Origin of the sequence: Catellatospora vulcania (assembly GCF_009720385.1) — a bacterium.
Taxonomy (GTDB): domain Bacteria; phylum Actinomycetota; class Actinomycetes; order Mycobacteriales; family Micromonosporaceae; genus Catellatospora; species Catellatospora vulcania.
Window position 1 is genome coordinate 311744 of record NZ_WARX01000006.1, and the last position, 15736, is coordinate 327479.

Consider the following 15736-nt stretch of genomic DNA (forward strand, 5'->3'; position numbering starts at 1 on the left):
TCTTCAAGAGTTGCGGCAAGCGAGGTCAGGCCAGGGCTTTGGCCAGCTCGATGCGGGAGCGGATGTTCAGGCGGGCGAAGATGTTGCGCATGTGGTGGTCGACGGTGCGCGGGCTGAGGAAGAGCTGCGCGGCGACCTCGCGGTTGGTGGCGCCCTCGCAGACCAGGCGGACGATCTGGAGTTGCTGGGCGGTGAGCACGTCGGCGGCGCGTACCGCGGGGGTGTCGACGGCCTCGCCGGCCGCGCGCAGTTCGGCGCGGGCCTGGTCGGCCCAGGCCGGGGCGTCGAGCTGGAGGAAGGTCTCCAGTGCGCGGTGCAGGTGCTCGCGGGCGTCGCGCGGGCGGCGGGCGCGGCGCAGCTCCTGGCCGTAGAGCAGCTCGGTGCGGGCCTGCTCGAAGTCGGCCTCCCCGGCCAGGTGCAGCGCCAGGGCCTGCTGGAAGTGCTGCTCGGCCTCGGCGCTGCCGCGCGGGGCGAGCAGCGCGTGGCAGCGGGCCGACAGCGCCCGGCGCACCGGGTCGCCGGTGGACGCCGCCCACAGGTCGAACCCGGCCAGCGCGGCCACCGCCTGCTCCCGGTCGTCGGCCCGGACCGCCGCCTCGACCAGCCACGGCGTGGCCATGGCCTGCACCACGATGTGGCCCCGGCCGGTGACGGGACAGGCGATGCCCGCGATCCGGGCCACCGTGTCGGCGGGACGGCCCGCGATCAGGTCGAGCACCGCCAGGGCCCACTGGCTCAGCGCCTTGGGACGGTTGGTCTGCCCCGTGCCGGGCGCGACCTCGATCTCGCGGATGTGCCGCAGGGCCTGCTCGCGGTCGCCGCGGATGGCGCACAGCACGGCCAGCATCGCCTGGTGGTCCCCGGCGTAGTTGCCCTGCCCGCAGGCCCGCGCGGCACGAAGCCCGTGCAGGCTGGTGGCGGCCGCGGCGTCGTAGCGGCCGAGCCAGTACTCCGCGTACGCGGTCATCTCCAGGGCCAGCGGCAGCGCGGACACGTCGCCGCTCTCCCGGGCGACCTCGACCGCGCGGGCGGCCAGCCGGTGCGCGCCGACGTCGTCGGCCAGCAGCAGCGCGGCAGCGCTGGCGCAGGTCAGCGGGGCGGCGGTGTCCAGTACGGCACCGAGTTCGACGACGCGTCGCAGCGGGCGGATCGCGCGGTGGTGACGGCCGCCGAAGGTGTACGCGAACCCGGCGATGTGCTCGAACACCACCTCCAGCTCGGGCGGGTCGTCGGGGCGGCGCAGCGCCGCGGCCCGGCTCGCCACATCGGCGTAGCGAGGGTAGTCGCCGGAGAAGCAGACGGCCTCCCCGGCCCGCATCAGCGCCAGCACGGCCAGCTCGCGTTCGGTGCCCGCGAGCCGGTCGACGATGGTCAGCAGCGACTCCGCGGCGTTGGCGGTGGCTCCGGCGCGCAGCTCGATCTCGCCGGACAGCACCTCGCTCTCGGCGGACACGACCCGGTCCCGGACCGTGGGCCGGGCCCGGCGCAGCAGGCTGCGGGCCCGGCCCGCGCTGCCGGACTGCCAGGCGTACCGGGCGGCGGTGACCAGCCGGCTGGCCGCTCCCCCGGGTTCGGTGGTGAGCTGTGCGGCGTGCTCCAGCGCCGCGGAGGCGCGCGAGTAGCCGCCGCCGGTGGCGGCCTCCTCCAGCTCCTCGGCCAGCTCCGCGTCGGGGCCGTGCGCGGCCGCGGCCAGGTGCACGGCGCGGCGCAGCCGCTCGGTGTCACCGTCGAGGACCTGCGCCAGGTGCAGGTGTGCGGCCCGGCGCTGGGCCAGGGGCGCTTCCTCGTACGCCAGGGCGCGGGCGATGGGCTGCGGGAACACGATGCCGCCGCGGCTGACCCGGACCAGCCCGCCGCGTTCGGCGGGGGCGAGGGCGGCGATGTCCACTCCGGAGCTGTGCGCGGCCCGCATCAGGCCCGCGGCGTCGGTCTCCTCGTCGGCCGCGGCCAGCAGCAGCAGCCAGCGGGTGTCCGGCCCCAGCCGGTCGAGCCGGGCCCGGTACGTGCGCAGCAGCTCGCTGTCGGCGGGCAGCCGGGTGGGCAGCGGAGCCTCCCCGGCGAGCTGGCTGTCGCTGAGCGACGCGGCGAGGTCGGTGAGCGCGCGCGGGTTGCCGCCGCCGAGCGCGGCCAGCGCGGTGAGCACCTCGTCGCCCGGGCGCACGCCCCGGACGCCCCACATCCGCGGTTCCTCGTCCGCCCCGGGGTGGTGCAGCAGGTCGGCCAGCAGGGCGCGGCCGGACTGCGGGTCCAAGGGGCGCAGCGGGAGCCGGGGCACGCCGTTGAGCGGCAGCTCGCCGGTGGAGGTGAGCAGCAGCGTCACCCGGTGGGCACGCACCCGGCGGGCGGTGAAGGCGATGGCGTCCAGCGACGGCCGGTCCAGCGCGTCGGCGTCGTCGACGCAGCACAGCACGGGCTGTTCCCGGCCCAGCGTGGCCAGCAGCGTCAGCACCGCCATGGACAGGGCGAGCCGGTCGTCGGCGGCGCAGCCCTCGCCGGACAGGGCGCGGGTCAGCGCCCGCGCCTGGTGGTCGGGCAGGTCCGCGATCCGCTCGACGACGGGCTGCAGCAGGCTCTGCAGCCCGGCGTACGGCAGGTCGGACTCCTCCTCCAGGCCGGTGGCCCACAGGTGCACGGTCCCGTCCGGGGTGCCGGCCGCCGCGTGGCGCAGCAGGGCGGTCTTGCCGCCGCCCAGGTCGCCGTGCAGGAGCAGCGCTCCGCCGACGCCGCCGGCCGCGCCCGCCTGGAGCTCGGCGATCGTCTGCTGCTCGCGGTCACGACCGCGCAGCCTTGGTATGTGCACTGTCGATGCATTTACCATGCCGACAGTGTTACCTATAAGTAACGACTTTGGAAAGACGCAGACCGTGCCGCTTATGCCATTCCCGAAGCCATCGCGTTGAGCAGCAGCGCGGTCACGGTGCGCACCATGACGCCACGGGCGGCGTCGACGTCCAGGTCCAGCCCGTCGAGCAGCATCGACCAGGCCGGCCACATGGTGGAGGCGATCAGCGCGGCCAGCAGCTGGTCCCGTCCCGGCCCGGCCATCTCCAGCTCGGCCGCGAACAGCACGGACACCTCGTCGCGTACGCGGTCGATGTGCTTGAGCCGGTTGCGGCGCAGCTGGGCCGAGACCGGCTCGCGCATCGCCGCGGCGCGCGCCATCGGCGCGATCAGCTGCAGCAGCTCGGCGCGCTGGCGGCAGTACTCCTCCACCCGCCGGTGCAGCGGCAGCGACGGGTCCACCGGCTGGTGGGCGGCGTCCTGGCCGGCGAGCACGCGCGCGCCGCTGGCCTCGAACAGGGTCTCCATGTCGGAGAAGTTGGTCCACAGGGCGCGCAGCGAGACCCCGGCCCGCTCGGCGATGCGCTCACCGGTCGGCCGCAGGTCACCCTCAGTGATCAGGGCCAGGTGCGCGTCGACGATCGCGGCCCGGGTGCGCTCGGCACGGGCGGTGCGCCCGTCGACCCTGCCCTCGGTGCCGGTCCTGCTCATACCGCTCCTACCGACCTCGGCACGGTCCCACCGACCGCGCTGACCGAACGTGCACGCAGAGTGTAGTCGGGCCGCCCACGGCGCGATCCGGCCGATCGTCGCCGTCCCACTGCCCCGACGGGCGCGGACCTCACGAGTCCGACAGCCGTTGCTCCAGGTCCTGCTGCAACCGGTTCATGCCGCGCAGCCACCGGTCCGGGTCGGCGGCCCGCCGCTCGTAGTAGGCGGCCACCTCGGCGTGCGGCAGCACCAGGAAGGTGTCGCCGCGCAGCGCGGTGACCACGGCCTCGGCGCACTCCTCGGCGCTGATCGCGCCCGGGTCCAGCAGCACGCTGCCGCCGGGGCCGGACGACTCCAGCATCGGGGTGCGCACGCCCTGCGGGCACAGCGCCTGCACGACGACGCCGCGGTGGGCGTAGGTGGCCCGCAGCCATTCCGCGTGGGCCACGGCAGCGTGCTTGGTGACCGCGTACGGCGCGTTGCCGAGCATGGTGAGCAGTCCCGCCGCGGACGCGGTCACCAGCAGGCGGCCCTGCCCGGCGGCCAGCCAGCGCGGCAGCAGCGCCTGCGCGGCCAGCACGTGCGACTGCACGTTGACCCGCCAGGCCAGGTCCCATGCGCCGGCCCCCTCGGCGGCCGGCGCGACACCGGCGTTGGCGCAGAACAGGTCCAGCGCCCCGAACGACTCCCAGGCGTAGTCCACCAGGGCGGCCACCTGTGCCTCGTCGGCCACGTCGGCGGGGAAGGCCAGCCCGCCGGTCTCCGCGGCGACGCGCTGCGCCGCGACGGGGTCGCGGTCGTTGACGACCACCCGGGCGCCGGCCGCGGTGAAGCGGCGGGCCAGGGCGGCGCCGATGCCGGAGCCGGCGCCGGTGATGACGACCGCGGCGCCGTCGAGGTTGAGGGCGGTCACGTGGCTCCTCCATTAACGAGCTTAGTTGCACTGGCAGTGCCGATATTAGGGACCGCCGAGCAGGCGGTCAACGGAGCACGGTCATCGTGACATGCCCCACCTGGCGCGGCATTGACAGGGCCTTGTCGGAAGATGCAGCTTGAGTGCACAAAGTTAGCCGTACTCGCGAAAGGATCCGACCGTGCCTGAAGCTGTGGTGGTCGCCGCGGCCCGCTCCCCCATCGGCCGCGCCAACAAGGGCTCGCTGGCCACGAAACGCCCCGACGACCTCGCCGCCGACATCGTGCGCGCGGCACTGGGCCAGGTGCCCGCCCTGGACCCGCGCGAGATCGGCGACCTGGTGCTCGGCTGCGGCCAGCCCGCCGGCGAGCAGGGCCACAACCTCGGCCGGGTGGTCGCCACCATGCTGGGGTTCGATCACCTGCCGGGCACCACCGTCAACCGATACTGCTCGTCGTCGCTGCAGACCACCCGGATGGCCCTGCACGCGATCCGGGCCGGCGAGGGCGACGTGTTCCTGTCGGTCGGCGTCGAGTCGGTGTCGCACTACGGCAACGGCCGCAGCGACGGCATGCCCGGCACCCGCAATCCGGTGTACGACGACGCGCTCGCGCGCACCGAACGGCGGGCCGGGCTCGCCGCGCCCACCTGGCACGACCCGCGTGAGGACGGCGAACTGCCCGACGTCTACATCGCGATGGGCCAGACCGCCGAGAACGTCGCCCAGCTCAGGGGCGTGTCCCGGCAGCTGCAGGACGAGTTCGCCTGCCGCTCGCAGAACCTGGCCGAGCAGGCGATCAAGGACGGGTTCTGGGCGCGCGAGATCACCCCTGTCACCCTGCCCGACGGCACGGTGGTCAGCGCCGACGACGGCCCGCGCGCCGGGGTCACCATGTCCGCGCTGGCCGGGCTGGCCCCGGTGTTCCGGCCCGACGGCACCGTCACCGCGGGCAACTGCTGCCCGCTCAACGACGGCGCGGCGGCGCTGGTCATCATGTCCGACACCCGCGCCGCCGAGCTGGGCATCACCCCGCTGGCCCGGATCGTCTCGACCGGCCTGTCCGCGCTCTCCCCCGAGATCATGGGCCTGGGCCCGGTGGAGGCCTCGAAGCAGGCCCTCGCCCGCGCCGGGATGTCCATCAACGACGTCGACCTCGTCGAGATCAACGAGGCGTTCGCCGTCCAGGTCGTCGCCAGCGCCGCCGAACTGGGCCTCGACTGGGACAAGCTCAACGTCAACGGCGGCGCGATCGCCGTCGGCCACCCCTTCGGTATGACCGGCGCCCGCATCACCACCACCCTGCTCAACTCACTGAGCTGGCACGACAAGTCCATCGGCCTGGAGACCATGTGCGTCGGCGGCGGCCAGGGCATGGCCATGGTCCTCGAACGCCTCTCCTGACCCCGCCCACCCCATCGGCCCGGCACGCAGCTCGCGTGCCGGGCCGATGCTCACCGGGCGTTGATCATGAGGTTATGGCAGGGACACACCGTCGAGCCGTGCCATAAGTTCATGATCGACGCGGAAAGGGGTCAGGCTGCCGGGATGGTGTTGGCGGCGGGGGCGGGGCGCTCGTCCTTGAACTCGTTGACGGGGCCGGCGGCGGAGTCGGTCTCGTAGACGGGGCCGAAGAACTCCTGGTTGCCGGCGGTGACCTTGGTCAGCTTGCCGCCGCCCATGCCGGAGTGGTTCTCCTTGCTGTAGCGGAACGGGGCGAAGCCGGGGCCCTTGAAGCCGCCCTTCTCCACGGCCGCGATCAGGCCCTCACGGGTGAGGTCCTTGCCGGCCGCCAGCAGCGACTGCACGAACAGGTACGCCACCGACATGCCGTACACGGTGTTGCCGTTGAACGGGGCGCTGCCGTTGTACTGGTCGTGGATCTTCTTGAACGCCGCGGTCCACGGGTCGTTCAGGTCCACCGGCGACGGCAGGTTGGAGATGCCGACCATGCCCTCCAGCAGGACCTTGCCCTCACCGAGCACCTTGGACAGGGTCAGGTAGTCCGAGCCGACGTTGGACACGACCCACGACGGCTTGAAGCCGAGGCGGGCGGCGGTGCCCACGGACAGCGCGGTGAAGCCCGGCACGGTGGCCAGCACGACGACCTCGCACCCGGCCGCCTTCAGGGCGCCGATCTGCGGGGCGACGTTCTGGTTGCTGGTGACGTACTTCTCCTTGGCGACCACGGCGCCCGCGCCGAGCACCTGCTCGACGCCGACCAGGCTGTCCCGGCCGAAGTCGTCGTCCTGGCCGAAGAAGCAGGTCTTCTTGCCCGGGTGGGTGGCCTTGATGTGGGTGGCCAGGATCTTGCCCTCGACCGTGTAGTCGGTGTTGAACCCGAACGTGCCCGGGTACTTGTCCGGCTGGTTCCAGCTGCGGCTGCCGGAGGCGACGAACAGGTCCGGCACCCGGTTGGTCTTCAGGAAGTCCAGCACGCCGGTGTGGGTGGGGGTGCCCAGGCCGTTGAGGACGGCGAAGACCTTGTCCTCCAGCACCAGCTTGCGCACCACGGTCTGGGTGTTGGCCGGGTTGTAGCCGTCGTCCAGGAACTTGTACGTGATCTTGCGGCCGTTCACGCCGCCGTTGGCGTTGACGTAGTCGAAGTACGCCTTGCTCGCCGGGGCGATCTCGGAGTAGCCGGCCGCGGCGGGACCGGTCAGCGGCATGTGCGTGCCGACCACGATCTCGCCGGCGGTCACGCCGGGCACCTCGGCCGGCGGGGTGTTCGCGTCCTCACTGCAGGCCGCGACAGCCGCGAGCAGCACGGCGGCCGTGGCGAGCGAGAGCCCGCGTCGGGTCAGGGCGTTCATGGGAAACACCGATCCTTCCGTCACGATTACATTGATGATTATCGATATAACAAGGGTGGAGCGGTTGGTACGGTGGTGCGGCCGTGAGGTCAGCGGGCAGGCGCCCGCCGCCGGACCCTCGCGCCGATCCGGCGCAGCAGGCCCTGTACACCGCCCGGGGCGGCGATCATCACGACGATCAGGGTCAGCCCGAACACGGCCAGCGGGAGGTTGCCCTCCAGCCGCTGCGCCACCGCGGGCGACAGGGACACCAGCTGCGCGCTGTCGTGGGTGAGGTCGGGCAGCGCGACGAGCAGGACCGCTCCCCACACCGCGCCCGACAGACTGCCCAGGCCGCCGATCACGACGGCCATCAGCAGGAACAGCGACAGGGTCAGCGAGAACGCGCCCGGCGAGACACTCTGTGCCAGCAGCGCCATCAGGCCGCCGCCGAGCCCGGCGCTGGCCGCGCTCACCACGAAGGCCAGCACCTGGGTACGTCCGACGTGGATGCCGGCCAGCCGGGCGGCCACCTCGTCGTCGCGTACCGCGCGCAGGTTGCGCCCGACCCGGCTGCGCACCAGGTTGGCCAGCAGCAGCATGGTCAGCAGCGCCCCGGTCAGGGCCACCCAGGCCTGCCAGCGCTCGTTCGGGAAGTACAGCCCGAGCGACAGCGGCGGCGGCTCGACAGCCACCGACAGCCCCTGCTCGCTGTTGAAGGTCTCGTCGAAGGTGACCGTCGCCGCGGGCACCGCGACCGCCACGGCCAGCGTCACGCCGGCCAGGTACGGCCCGCGCAGCCGGGCGGCGGCCAGCCCGATGACCGCGCCCGCGGCCATGGTGACCAGCACCCCCAGCGCCAACGACAGCGGCAGCACTTGGTTGCCGGTGATCCCCTTGTCGGCGAACGCGTTCTGCGCCAGCGCCACGGTGTACGCGCCGACGGCCATCAGCGCGCCGTGCCCCAGCGACAGCTGCCCGTTCATGCCGACCAGCAGGGTCAGCCCGGCCGTCGCGCACAGGTAGGCGGCGACCGTGGCCAGCTGGAAGTTGCGGAACGGGTCGAGCTGCTGGGTGAGCAGGAACAGCAGCACCCCGGCGAGCACCGCGAGCACCAGGTGACGCAGCAGCGTCGACCCGCTCAGGAAGCCCGGCAGCGCCACGGAGCGCTTCGGCGCAGGAGCGGGCGCCGCCGCAGGTGCGGCCGGAGTGATGGTCTGCTCGCTCATGCCTGCCTCGCCACGGTGCTGGAGAAGAGGCCGCCCGGACGGACCAGCAGCACCGCGAGCAGCAGCACGAGCACTGCCATCGGGGTGACGTCGCTGCCCAGGTAGCCGCTGACGTACGAGAGGATCAGGCCGACGGTCAGGCCGCCGACCACCGCGCCCGGTGGGCTGTCCAGCCCGCCGACCACGGCCGCGGTGAACGCGGACACGAACACCAGGTCCATGGCGTGCGGGTGCAGGCCCAGCTCGGTGGGGATGACCAGCAGCGCGGCGAGCGCGCCGACCGCCGACGCCAGCGCCCAGCCCAGTGTCAGCATGCCGCCGACGTTCACGCCGAGCAGCCTTGACACCTCGGGGGCGAAGGCCGAGGCGCGCATGCGCAGGCCGACGGAGGTACGCGTGAACAGCAGCGCGAGCCCCAGCAGCACCAGCAGCACGGCCCCGAAGACGAACAGGTCGTAACGCGACAGCAGCGGCACGTCGCCCACGCTCAGCGCGTTGCGGCTGAACGGGGTGCCCGCGGGCAGGAACTCGTTGCCGTACACCATGCCCAGCACCGCCTGCACGACCAGGACCAGGCCCAGTGCCACGATCACCTCGGACAGCGGCGAGCTGTGGTCCACGAACCGCATCACCGCCCGCTCGACGACCACGCCGATCAGCAGCCCGCCGACCAGCGCCGCGGCGAAGCCCAGCCAGTACGAGCCGGTCGCCGAGGTGACGCTGTAGCCGGCGTACGCCGCGGCCACCGCCATCGCCCCCTGGGCGAAGTTGACGATGCGCGCGGCCCGCCAGATCAGCACCAGGGCCAGCGCGAACGCGGCCAGCACCGCCCCCTTGGACAGGCCGTCGAAGGTGAGGAAGACGAAGCGGTCCAACGGAAACCTCCTTCTAGCAGTCGTAGGGGCGGGCTCAGAAGCCCAGGTAGGCGTGGCGCAGTTCCTCGTCGTCGCGCAGCCGGTCGGCGCTGGTCGCCGTGACGATCCGGCCCAGCGACATGACCACCGCCTCGTCGGCCACCGACAGCGCGCTGCGCACGTTCTGCTCCACCAGCAGCACGGTCAGCCCGGTGCTGTCGCGCAGCTGCCGCAGCAGCGCCATGATCTGCGCGATCACGCGCGGTGCGAGGCCGAGCGACGGCTCGTCCAGCAGCAGCAGCTTGGGGCGGGCCACCAGGGCGCGGCCCAGCGCCAGCATCTGCCGCTCGCCGCCGGAAAGCTGGTGCCCGGCGCTGCGGCGGCGCTGCGCGAGCGGCTCGAACAGCTCGTACACCTCGGTCAGCGCCTTCGCCGCGTCCTCGCGGTCGCGCCGCCACAGGCCGCCGAGCCGCAGGTTCTCGTCGACGGTCAGCTCGGCGACCACGCCGCGGCCCTCCGGCACGTGCGCCATGCCCCGGCGCACCAGCTGCTCCACCGGCACGTCGCGCAGCGGCTGCCCGCCGTAGACGATCTCGCCACCACTCGGCCGGACCAGCCCGGACAGGGTGCGCAGCAGCGTGGTCTTGCCCGCGCCGTTGGCCCCGAGCACCGCCGCGATGGTCCCGGCCCGCACGGTGAGGTCCACCTCCTGCAGTACGGGGGCTGCGCCGTACCCGGCGGTCAGGCCCTTCACCTGCAGGATCACGTCGTCAGCGGTCATGCCGATGCCTCCTGGCGGCTGAGGGACGGGGTGGCCGCGTCGACCTCGGCGCCGAGGTAGGCCTCGGCCACGGCGGGGTCGTCGCGCACCTCCTGCGGGGTGCCGGTGGCGATGAGCCGTCCGAAGTCGAGCACGGCGATCCGGTCGCAGACAGCCATCACCAGGTCCATGTGGTGCTCGACCAGCATCACCGAGCAGCCCGCCTCGGCCGGCAGGGTCGTGATCAGCGCCCCCAGCTCCTCGATGTCCTGCGCGCCCAGCCCGCCCGCGGGCTCGTCCAGCAGCAGCAGGCGCGGGCGGGCGGCCAGCGCGCGGGCCAGCGCGACCCGCTTGCCGACGGCATAGGGCAGCGTGCCGGGCAGCGCTCCCGCATACGCCGCGACGTCGAAGCGTTCGAGCAGCGTCATCGCCTGCTCGCGCAGCCGCCGCTCGTCGCGGTCGCTGCGGGGCAGGCCGAGCAGCCCGGAGAAGAAGCCGGCGCGGGCGGTGCAGGTCGCGCCCGCCATCACGTTCTCCAGCACGGTCAGCCCGCGGAACAGCCCGACGCCCTGCAGGGTGCGGGCGATGCCGAGGCCGGCCAGCCGGTGCGGCGCCGGCGACAACCGCGTGCCGTTGAGCTCCAGCATGCCCGAGGTCGGCCGGACCAGCCCGCAGACCACGTTGAACAGCGTGGTCTTGCCGGCCCCGTTCGGGCCGATGACGCCGACCACCTGGCCGGGGGCCACCTCGAGGGACACGTCGTCCAGGGCGGTCAGCCCGCCGAAGCGCACCCCGATGCCCCGCAGGAACAGGCTGTGGCCTGCCGCGTGTGTCTCGCCGGACGGCGGTTTCATCGTCACCTCTACAGGTCGGGATGTGGTCGATGTGAGGGAGGGCTAAGTTATTACACTAGGAGTGTAGGTTTGAGAAACGGCTCGTCAATACCCTTGTTACGACCCCGTGACCTCACCGCACGAACTCGTTCAAATCATCTGTATCCGCAACCGCGACTGCCCCGGCATCCTTTCCGGACACCGCCAAGTCGATCTCTATATGCACACTCGGTGAAGCAACTTCCGTGACCCGGCCTGCAGTTTCGGGGCAACTGCGGCTACCGCGTCGTGCATTCGCGCACTTTCCCCGAAACTGCAGGCCGGGGGGCGGGCGCGTGGGGTGTCGGGTCAGGCGGGGGTGAGGTCGGTGAGGGTGGCGAGGGTGGCGCGGTGGTGGGCGGCGGTGCCGTAGGCGACGGCAGTGCTCTTGGCTCGCTTCAGGTAGAGGTGGGCCGGGTGTTCCCAGGTGAAGCCGATGCCGCCGTGCATCTGCACGCACTCCTCCGCCGCCCGCAGCGCCACCGGGCCGCAGTGCGCCTGGGCCAGGGCCGCCGCCAGCCGCGCGTCGGGATCACCCTGCGCGGCGCAGGCCGCGGCATGGCGGGCCACCGCCCTCGCCTGCACCAGCTCCACCCACAGATCGGCGAGCCGGTGCTTGAGCGCCTGGAACGAGCCCACCGGCCGACCGAACTGGTAGCGGGTCTTCAGGTGCGCGACCGTCGTGTCCAGACACCACTGGGCCAGCCCGAGCTGCTCGGAGGCCAGCAGCGCGGCGCCCGCGACCAGTGCGGCGTCGAGCGTCGAGGCGGCCCGATCACCGGCGGCCAGCAGCCGAGCGGGCGCGTTCCACATCGAGATGTCGCAGAGTGGCCGCGTCTCGTCCAGAGACACCACCGGCGTCCGGGTCAGCCCGGCCGCGTCCGCTTCGACCGCGAACAGCGCCCCGCCCGCCGGCACCAGCAGCACCCGCGCTCGCAGCGCGTCGGCGATGCTGCTCACCGTGCCGTTGAGCAGTGGACTGCCGTCCGCCGCCGTCGAAACCTCGACGCTCGGCAGCCGCAGCCGCGACTCCGGCGACGATCCGGAACCCGGGGCCGACCCGAACACCGCCGACCGGGCTCCGGCCGTCGCTCCCCTGGCAGACACCGCCGACGATCCTGTCGGCGGCACGGACCCGGCCGGGCCGACGTCGAACGGCAGGGCCAACGCGATGACCTCGCCACCCGCCAGTTCCCGCAGCAGCTCGCTCTCGCCGAGGTGCAGCAGGAGCTGCGCGGCGACGGCGGTGCCCAGGTACGGCACGGGTGCGGCGGCGCGGCCGAGTTCCTCCAGCACCACCGCGGTCTCGGCGAGGGTCGCGCCCGCGCCGCCGAGGTGCTCGGGCACGGCGAGGGCGGCCAGCCCGGTCTCCACGGACAGCAGCCGCCACAGGTCGGCGTCGTCGGGTTCCGGGCTCTCGGCGACCTTGAGCACGCGCGCCCACGGGGCGTGGTCGGCGAGCATGGCCCGCACCGAGTCGCGCAGCTGCTCCTGCTCGTCGGTGTAGCGCAGGTCGAGGGTCATCGGGGCAGGTCCTTCCAGGCGACGCCGGTGTCCTGTCGGGGCTCGGCGGGCAGGCCGAGCACCCGCTCGGCGACGATGTTGCGCAGCACCTCGGAGGTGCCGCCCTCGATGGAGTTGCCCTTGGCCCGCAGCCAGCGATACGTGGGACCGCGGCCGAGCAGGTCGAGTTCCTCGGGCCGGTCGGCCCGCCAGTGGTCGTGGCGCAGGCCCTCCGCGCCGAGCAGCTCCACCTCGGCGCCGGAGATCTGCTGGGTGAGCGCGGCGAAGGCGAGCTTCATCGCCGAGCCCTCGGGGCCGGGCTCGCCCGCGGCCAGTTGCTGGCGCAGCCGGATGCCGGTCAGCCGCAGCGCCTCGGCACGCACCCACAGCCGCAGCACCTCGTCGTGCAGGGCGGGGGTGCGCAGCTCGGGCCGCGTACGCCAGGTGCGGGTGAGCACGCCGATCATCCCGCCCTCGCGGGGCAGTGCAGCCCCGCCGATGGCCACCCGCTCGTTCATCAGCGTGGTGCGCGCCACCGCCCAGCCCTCGCCGACCGCGCCGAGCCGGAGCTCGTCGCCCAGCCGTACGCCGGACAGGAAGACCTCGTTGAACTCGGCCTCGCCGGTGGCCTGCCGCAGCGGCCGCACCTCGACGCCGGGGGCGTGCATGTCGCACAGGAAATAGGTCAACCCGGCGTGTTTCGGCGCGGCCGGGTCGGTGCGGGCGAGCAGGATGCCCCAGCGCGCCTGGTGCGCCATCGACGTCCACACCTTCTGCCCGTCGACGAGCCAGCCGTCGCCGTCGCGTACCGCGCGGGTGGCGACGCCGGCCAGGTCGGACCCGGCGCCGGGCTCGCTGAACAGCTGGCACCAGACCTCCTGCGCCGTCCACAGCGGACGCAGGAAGCGCGCGCGCTGCTCGGCCGTGCCGTGGCGCAGGATCGTCGGGGCGGCCATACCCAGGCCGATGCCGATGCGGCGCGGGCTGTTGTCCGGCGCGCCCGCCGCGGCGAAGCGCTGGTCCACCACCGGTTGCAGCACCCTCGGTGCACCGAGTCCGCCGAGACCGACCGGGTAGTGCACCCACGCCAGCCCGGCGTCGAACCGTGCCCGCAGGAACTCCAGCCGGTCGCCCGCCACATCGTGCCCGGCCAGGAAGCCGTCGACCCGCTCCTGCAGGTCCTCGGCCGTAACCGGCTCCGCCACGTGCCCTCCCACCCTCGGTCCCCGTTGAGCAAACTTGATGCACTGCGAGTGCAATATAAGCGCGGGACGGCCACGACGGAAGAGGGCGGGCACCGGCGATGATCGCGAGCCGCAAGACCGGTGATTTCGCCGATGTCTCCGGCGCGTTACGACCGGACAGTGTCCTGATCACCCAGCGTGCATATCGGTGCGTCCGATCGTCGCCGGGACAGGACGAGAGGAGACGTCAGGTGCCCGAACTCGGCGCACGTCCGGCACGGCAGGGATGGCGGTGGCTGCTGCTGATCCCGATCCTCGCCCCGCTGCCGGTCGGCCTCTACAACCGGCTGGAGCCGCAGCTGTGGGGCGTCCCGTTCTTCTACTGGTACCAGGTGGGCTGCGCGGTGCTGGCGATGGCCGTCACCACGCTCGTACACCGGCTGACCAGGCCGGGGCGGTGACCGTGACCGCACGTCAGGTCGAGATCGGCGTATTCGCCGCGCTGCTGGGCGCCATGCTGGTGCTCGGCTTCTCCGCCGCCCGCTGGCGCCGGCCGCACAGCCTGCACTCGCTGGAGGAGTGGGGCGTCGGCGGGCGCGCGTTCGGCAACTGGGTCACCTGGTTCCTGCTCGGCGGCAGCATGTACACCGCGTACACCTACATCGCGGTGCCCGCCCTGGTGTACGGCGTCGGCGCGGCCGGGTTCTTCGCGGTGCCGTTCGCCATCATCACCGCCCCGCTGGCGTACCTGATCAGCACCCGTACCTGGTCGGTCTCGCACGCGCACGGCTTCGTCACCTCGGCAGAGTTCACCCGGGCCCGGTTCGGCTCGCGCGGGCTGGCGGCCCTGGTCGCGGTCACCGGGATCGTGGCCACCATGCCGTACATCGCGGTGCAGCTGATCGCGCTGCAGGCGATGATGAAGACGCTCGGCGTCACCGGCGAATGGCCGCTGACCGTGGCCGTCATCCTCGCGTCGATCTGCACCTTCCGGTCCGGGCTGCGCGCGCCGGCCCTGCTGTCCATCGCCAAGGACGTGCTGCTGCTGTGGCTGGTGCTGGCGATCGTGCTGCTGGTCGCCATGTCCGGCGGCTGGTCGGCGGCGTTCCGCGGGGCCGGCGAGCGCTTCACCAACGACGTCTCCCCCGCCAGCGGGCTGCTGCTGCCCGAGGGCGGCTGGGTCGGCTACCTCACCCTGGTGCTCGGCTCCGCGCTGGCCATCTTCGCGTACCCGCACGCGCTGACCGGGATCCTGGCCGCCCGCGACCGGGCCACGGTGCAGCGCAACGCCGCCGCGCTGCCGGTCTACTGCCTGGCGCTGGGGCTGGTCGCGATGCTCGGCTTCTTCGCGATCGGCCAGGGCGTGCGCCCGGTCGGCGGGGACCTGAACACGGTCGTGCCGCAGCTGTTCCACGAGGTGTTCCCGGCCTGGTGCGCCGGCATCGCGTACGCCGCCGTCGGTGTCGCCGCCCTCATCCCGGCCGCGGTCATGTCCATCGCCGCCGCGAACCTGTTCACCCGCTCCATCTACCGCGAGTACCTGCGCCCCGGCGCGTCACCGCGCGAGGAGGCCAGGGTCAGCCGCTGGGTGTCACTGCTGGCCAAGTTCGGCGCGCTGGTCTTCATCCTGGTGCTGGACCCGCAGTTCTCCATCGAGTTCCAGCTGATCGGCGGCGTCATCGTGCTGCAGACCGTGCCCGCCGTCGTGCTCGGCCTGTGGACCGCCTGGTTCCACCGCTGGGCGCTGGCCGCGGGCCTGCTCGGCGGCCTCGGCACCGGCCTGCTCCTGCTCTACCTGGTCCCCCAGCGCGCCCCCGACGGCCGCATCCTCAAAGCCCACTTCGGCGGCTCCAACCTCCCGCTGTCCCAGCTCGGCTTCGACAGCCGCTCGGCCGTCTACACCGGCCTGGTCGCCCTGGCCGTCAACCTGATCATCACGGTCGCCGCCACCCTGCTCCTGCGCGCCCTGCGCGTCCCCGCCGGCCCCGACGCCACGCACCCCACCGACTACTACGCCGACGCCACCACCACCGCCCCCCGCCACTCCGACGCCCTCCTAGACGGCCCCACCCGCCCCCGCGTAGGCGCCCACGCCGCCAGATGACCCCCCGCCTGGTCGATCATGAACTTATGGCACGG

At 73.1% G+C, this 15736-nt stretch carries 13 protein-coding genes; 3 read left to right on the forward strand and 10 right to left on the reverse strand.

Translation table 11 applies throughout. The annotated features are described in order from the left end of the window. Positions 1–25 precede the first annotated feature (25 nt). The 3 genes from F6W97_RS27230 to F6W97_RS27240 form a co-directional block, all read right to left on the reverse strand. On the reverse strand, positions 26–2800 hold the full coding sequence (locus F6W97_RS27230) for a LuxR C-terminal-related transcriptional regulator (RefSeq protein ID WP_230687018.1): 2775 nt from the start codon (positions 2798–2800) through the stop codon (positions 26–28). 71 nt (positions 2801–2871) lie between these two features. Further along, entirely contained in the window at positions 2872–3492 is a 621-nt protein-coding gene (locus F6W97_RS27235) for a TetR/AcrR family transcriptional regulator (RefSeq protein ID WP_155373360.1), read from the reverse strand. A gap of 130 nt (positions 3493–3622) precedes the next feature. Continuing rightward, positions 3623–4405 carry an SDR family oxidoreductase gene (locus tag F6W97_RS27240; protein ID WP_155373361.1) on the reverse strand — a complete coding sequence of 261 codons (783 nt, stop codon included), beginning with the start codon at positions 4403–4405 and terminating at the stop codon, positions 3623–3625. Between the two features lie 181 nt (positions 4406–4586). On the opposite strand from F6W97_RS27240, the gene F6W97_RS27245 reads away from it, so the two are divergent. After that, complete coding sequence (locus F6W97_RS27245; protein WP_155373362.1) at positions 4587–5807, forward strand: acetyl-CoA C-acetyltransferase; 1221 nt, start codon at positions 4587–4589, stop codon at positions 5805–5807. 131 nt (positions 5808–5938) lie between these two features. Here F6W97_RS27245 and F6W97_RS27250 read toward each other — a convergent pair whose 3' ends face one another. From F6W97_RS27250 to F6W97_RS27280, 7 genes are all read right to left on the reverse strand, one after another. Further along, the gene (locus F6W97_RS27250) at positions 5939–7216 is read right to left on the reverse strand and encodes an ABC transporter substrate-binding protein (RefSeq protein WP_155373363.1); all 1278 of its coding nucleotides are present in this window, start codon (positions 7214–7216) and stop codon (positions 5939–5941) included. Between the two features lie 89 nt (positions 7217–7305). After that, positions 7306–8424: a branched-chain amino acid ABC transporter permease gene (locus F6W97_RS27255; protein ID WP_155373364.1), complete on the reverse strand. Its 1119-nt coding sequence runs from the start codon at positions 8422–8424 to the stop codon at positions 7306–7308. Then, positions 8421–9299 (reverse strand): branched-chain amino acid ABC transporter permease, encoded by an 879-nt coding sequence (locus F6W97_RS27260; RefSeq protein WP_155373365.1) that lies wholly within the window; start codon positions 9297–9299, stop codon positions 8421–8423. Before F6W97_RS27260 ends, F6W97_RS27255 begins: the two co-directional genes overlap by 4 nt. Positions 9300–9333: 34 nt before the next feature. Beyond that, positions 9334–10059 (reverse strand): ABC transporter ATP-binding protein, encoded by a 726-nt coding sequence (locus F6W97_RS27265; RefSeq protein ID WP_155373366.1) that lies wholly within the window; start codon positions 10057–10059, stop codon positions 9334–9336. After that, on the reverse strand, positions 10056–10892 hold the full coding sequence (locus F6W97_RS27270; protein ID WP_155373367.1) for an ABC transporter ATP-binding protein: 837 nt from the start codon (positions 10890–10892) through the stop codon (positions 10056–10058). The genes F6W97_RS27265 and F6W97_RS27270 overlap by 4 nt, the downstream gene beginning before the upstream one ends. A 327-nt stretch (positions 10893–11219) precedes the next feature. After that, positions 11220–12434, reverse strand: coding sequence for an acyl-CoA dehydrogenase family protein (locus tag F6W97_RS27275; protein ID WP_155373368.1), 1215 nt, complete (start codon positions 12432–12434; stop codon positions 11220–11222). Further along, on the reverse strand, positions 12431–13618 hold the full coding sequence (locus tag F6W97_RS27280) for an acyl-CoA dehydrogenase family protein (protein WP_155373369.1): 1188 nt from the start codon (positions 13616–13618) through the stop codon (positions 12431–12433). Before F6W97_RS27280 ends, F6W97_RS27275 begins: the two co-directional genes overlap by 4 nt. Before the next feature lie 230 nt (positions 13619–13848). Here F6W97_RS27280 and F6W97_RS40940 point away from each other — a divergent pair, with 230 nt between their 5' ends. Continuing rightward, complete coding sequence (locus F6W97_RS40940; RefSeq protein WP_230687019.1) at positions 13849–14058, forward strand: DUF3311 domain-containing protein; 210 nt, start codon at positions 13849–13851, stop codon at positions 14056–14058. A 53-nt stretch (positions 14059–14111) separates the two neighbouring features. Continuing rightward, positions 14112–15701, forward strand: coding sequence for a sodium:solute symporter family protein (locus F6W97_RS27290; protein ID WP_196279365.1), 1590 nt, complete (start codon positions 14112–14114; stop codon positions 15699–15701). Positions 15702–15736: the final 35 nt, after the last annotated feature.

Bases quoted from the DNA above. Each gene is read 5' to 3' on its own strand.
- F6W97_RS27235 (WP_155373360.1), bottom strand. From the start codon at position 3,492: ATGAGCAGGACCGGCACCGAGGGCAGGGTCGACGGGCGCACCGCCCGT.
- F6W97_RS27250 (WP_155373363.1), bottom strand. From the start codon at position 7,216: ATGAACGCCCTGACCCGACGCGGGCTCTCGCTCGCCACGGCCGCCGTG.
- F6W97_RS27255 (WP_155373364.1), bottom strand. From the start codon at position 8,424: ATGAGCGAGCAGACCATCACTCCGGCCGCACCTGCGGCGGCGCCCGCT.
- F6W97_RS27265 (WP_155373366.1), bottom strand. From the start codon at position 10,059: ATGACCGCTGACGACGTGATCCTGCAGGTGAAGGGCCTGACCGCCGGG.
- F6W97_RS27270 (WP_155373367.1), bottom strand. From the start codon at position 10,892: ATGAAACCGCCGTCCGGCGAGACACACGCGGCAGGCCACAGCCTGTTC.
- F6W97_RS27275 (WP_155373368.1), bottom strand. From the start codon at position 12,434: ATGACCCTCGACCTGCGCTACACCGACGAGCAGGAGCAGCTGCGCGAC.
- F6W97_RS27290 (WP_196279365.1), top strand. From the start codon at position 14,112: ATGCTGGTGCTCGGCTTCTCCGCCGCCCGCTGGCGCCGGCCGCACAGC.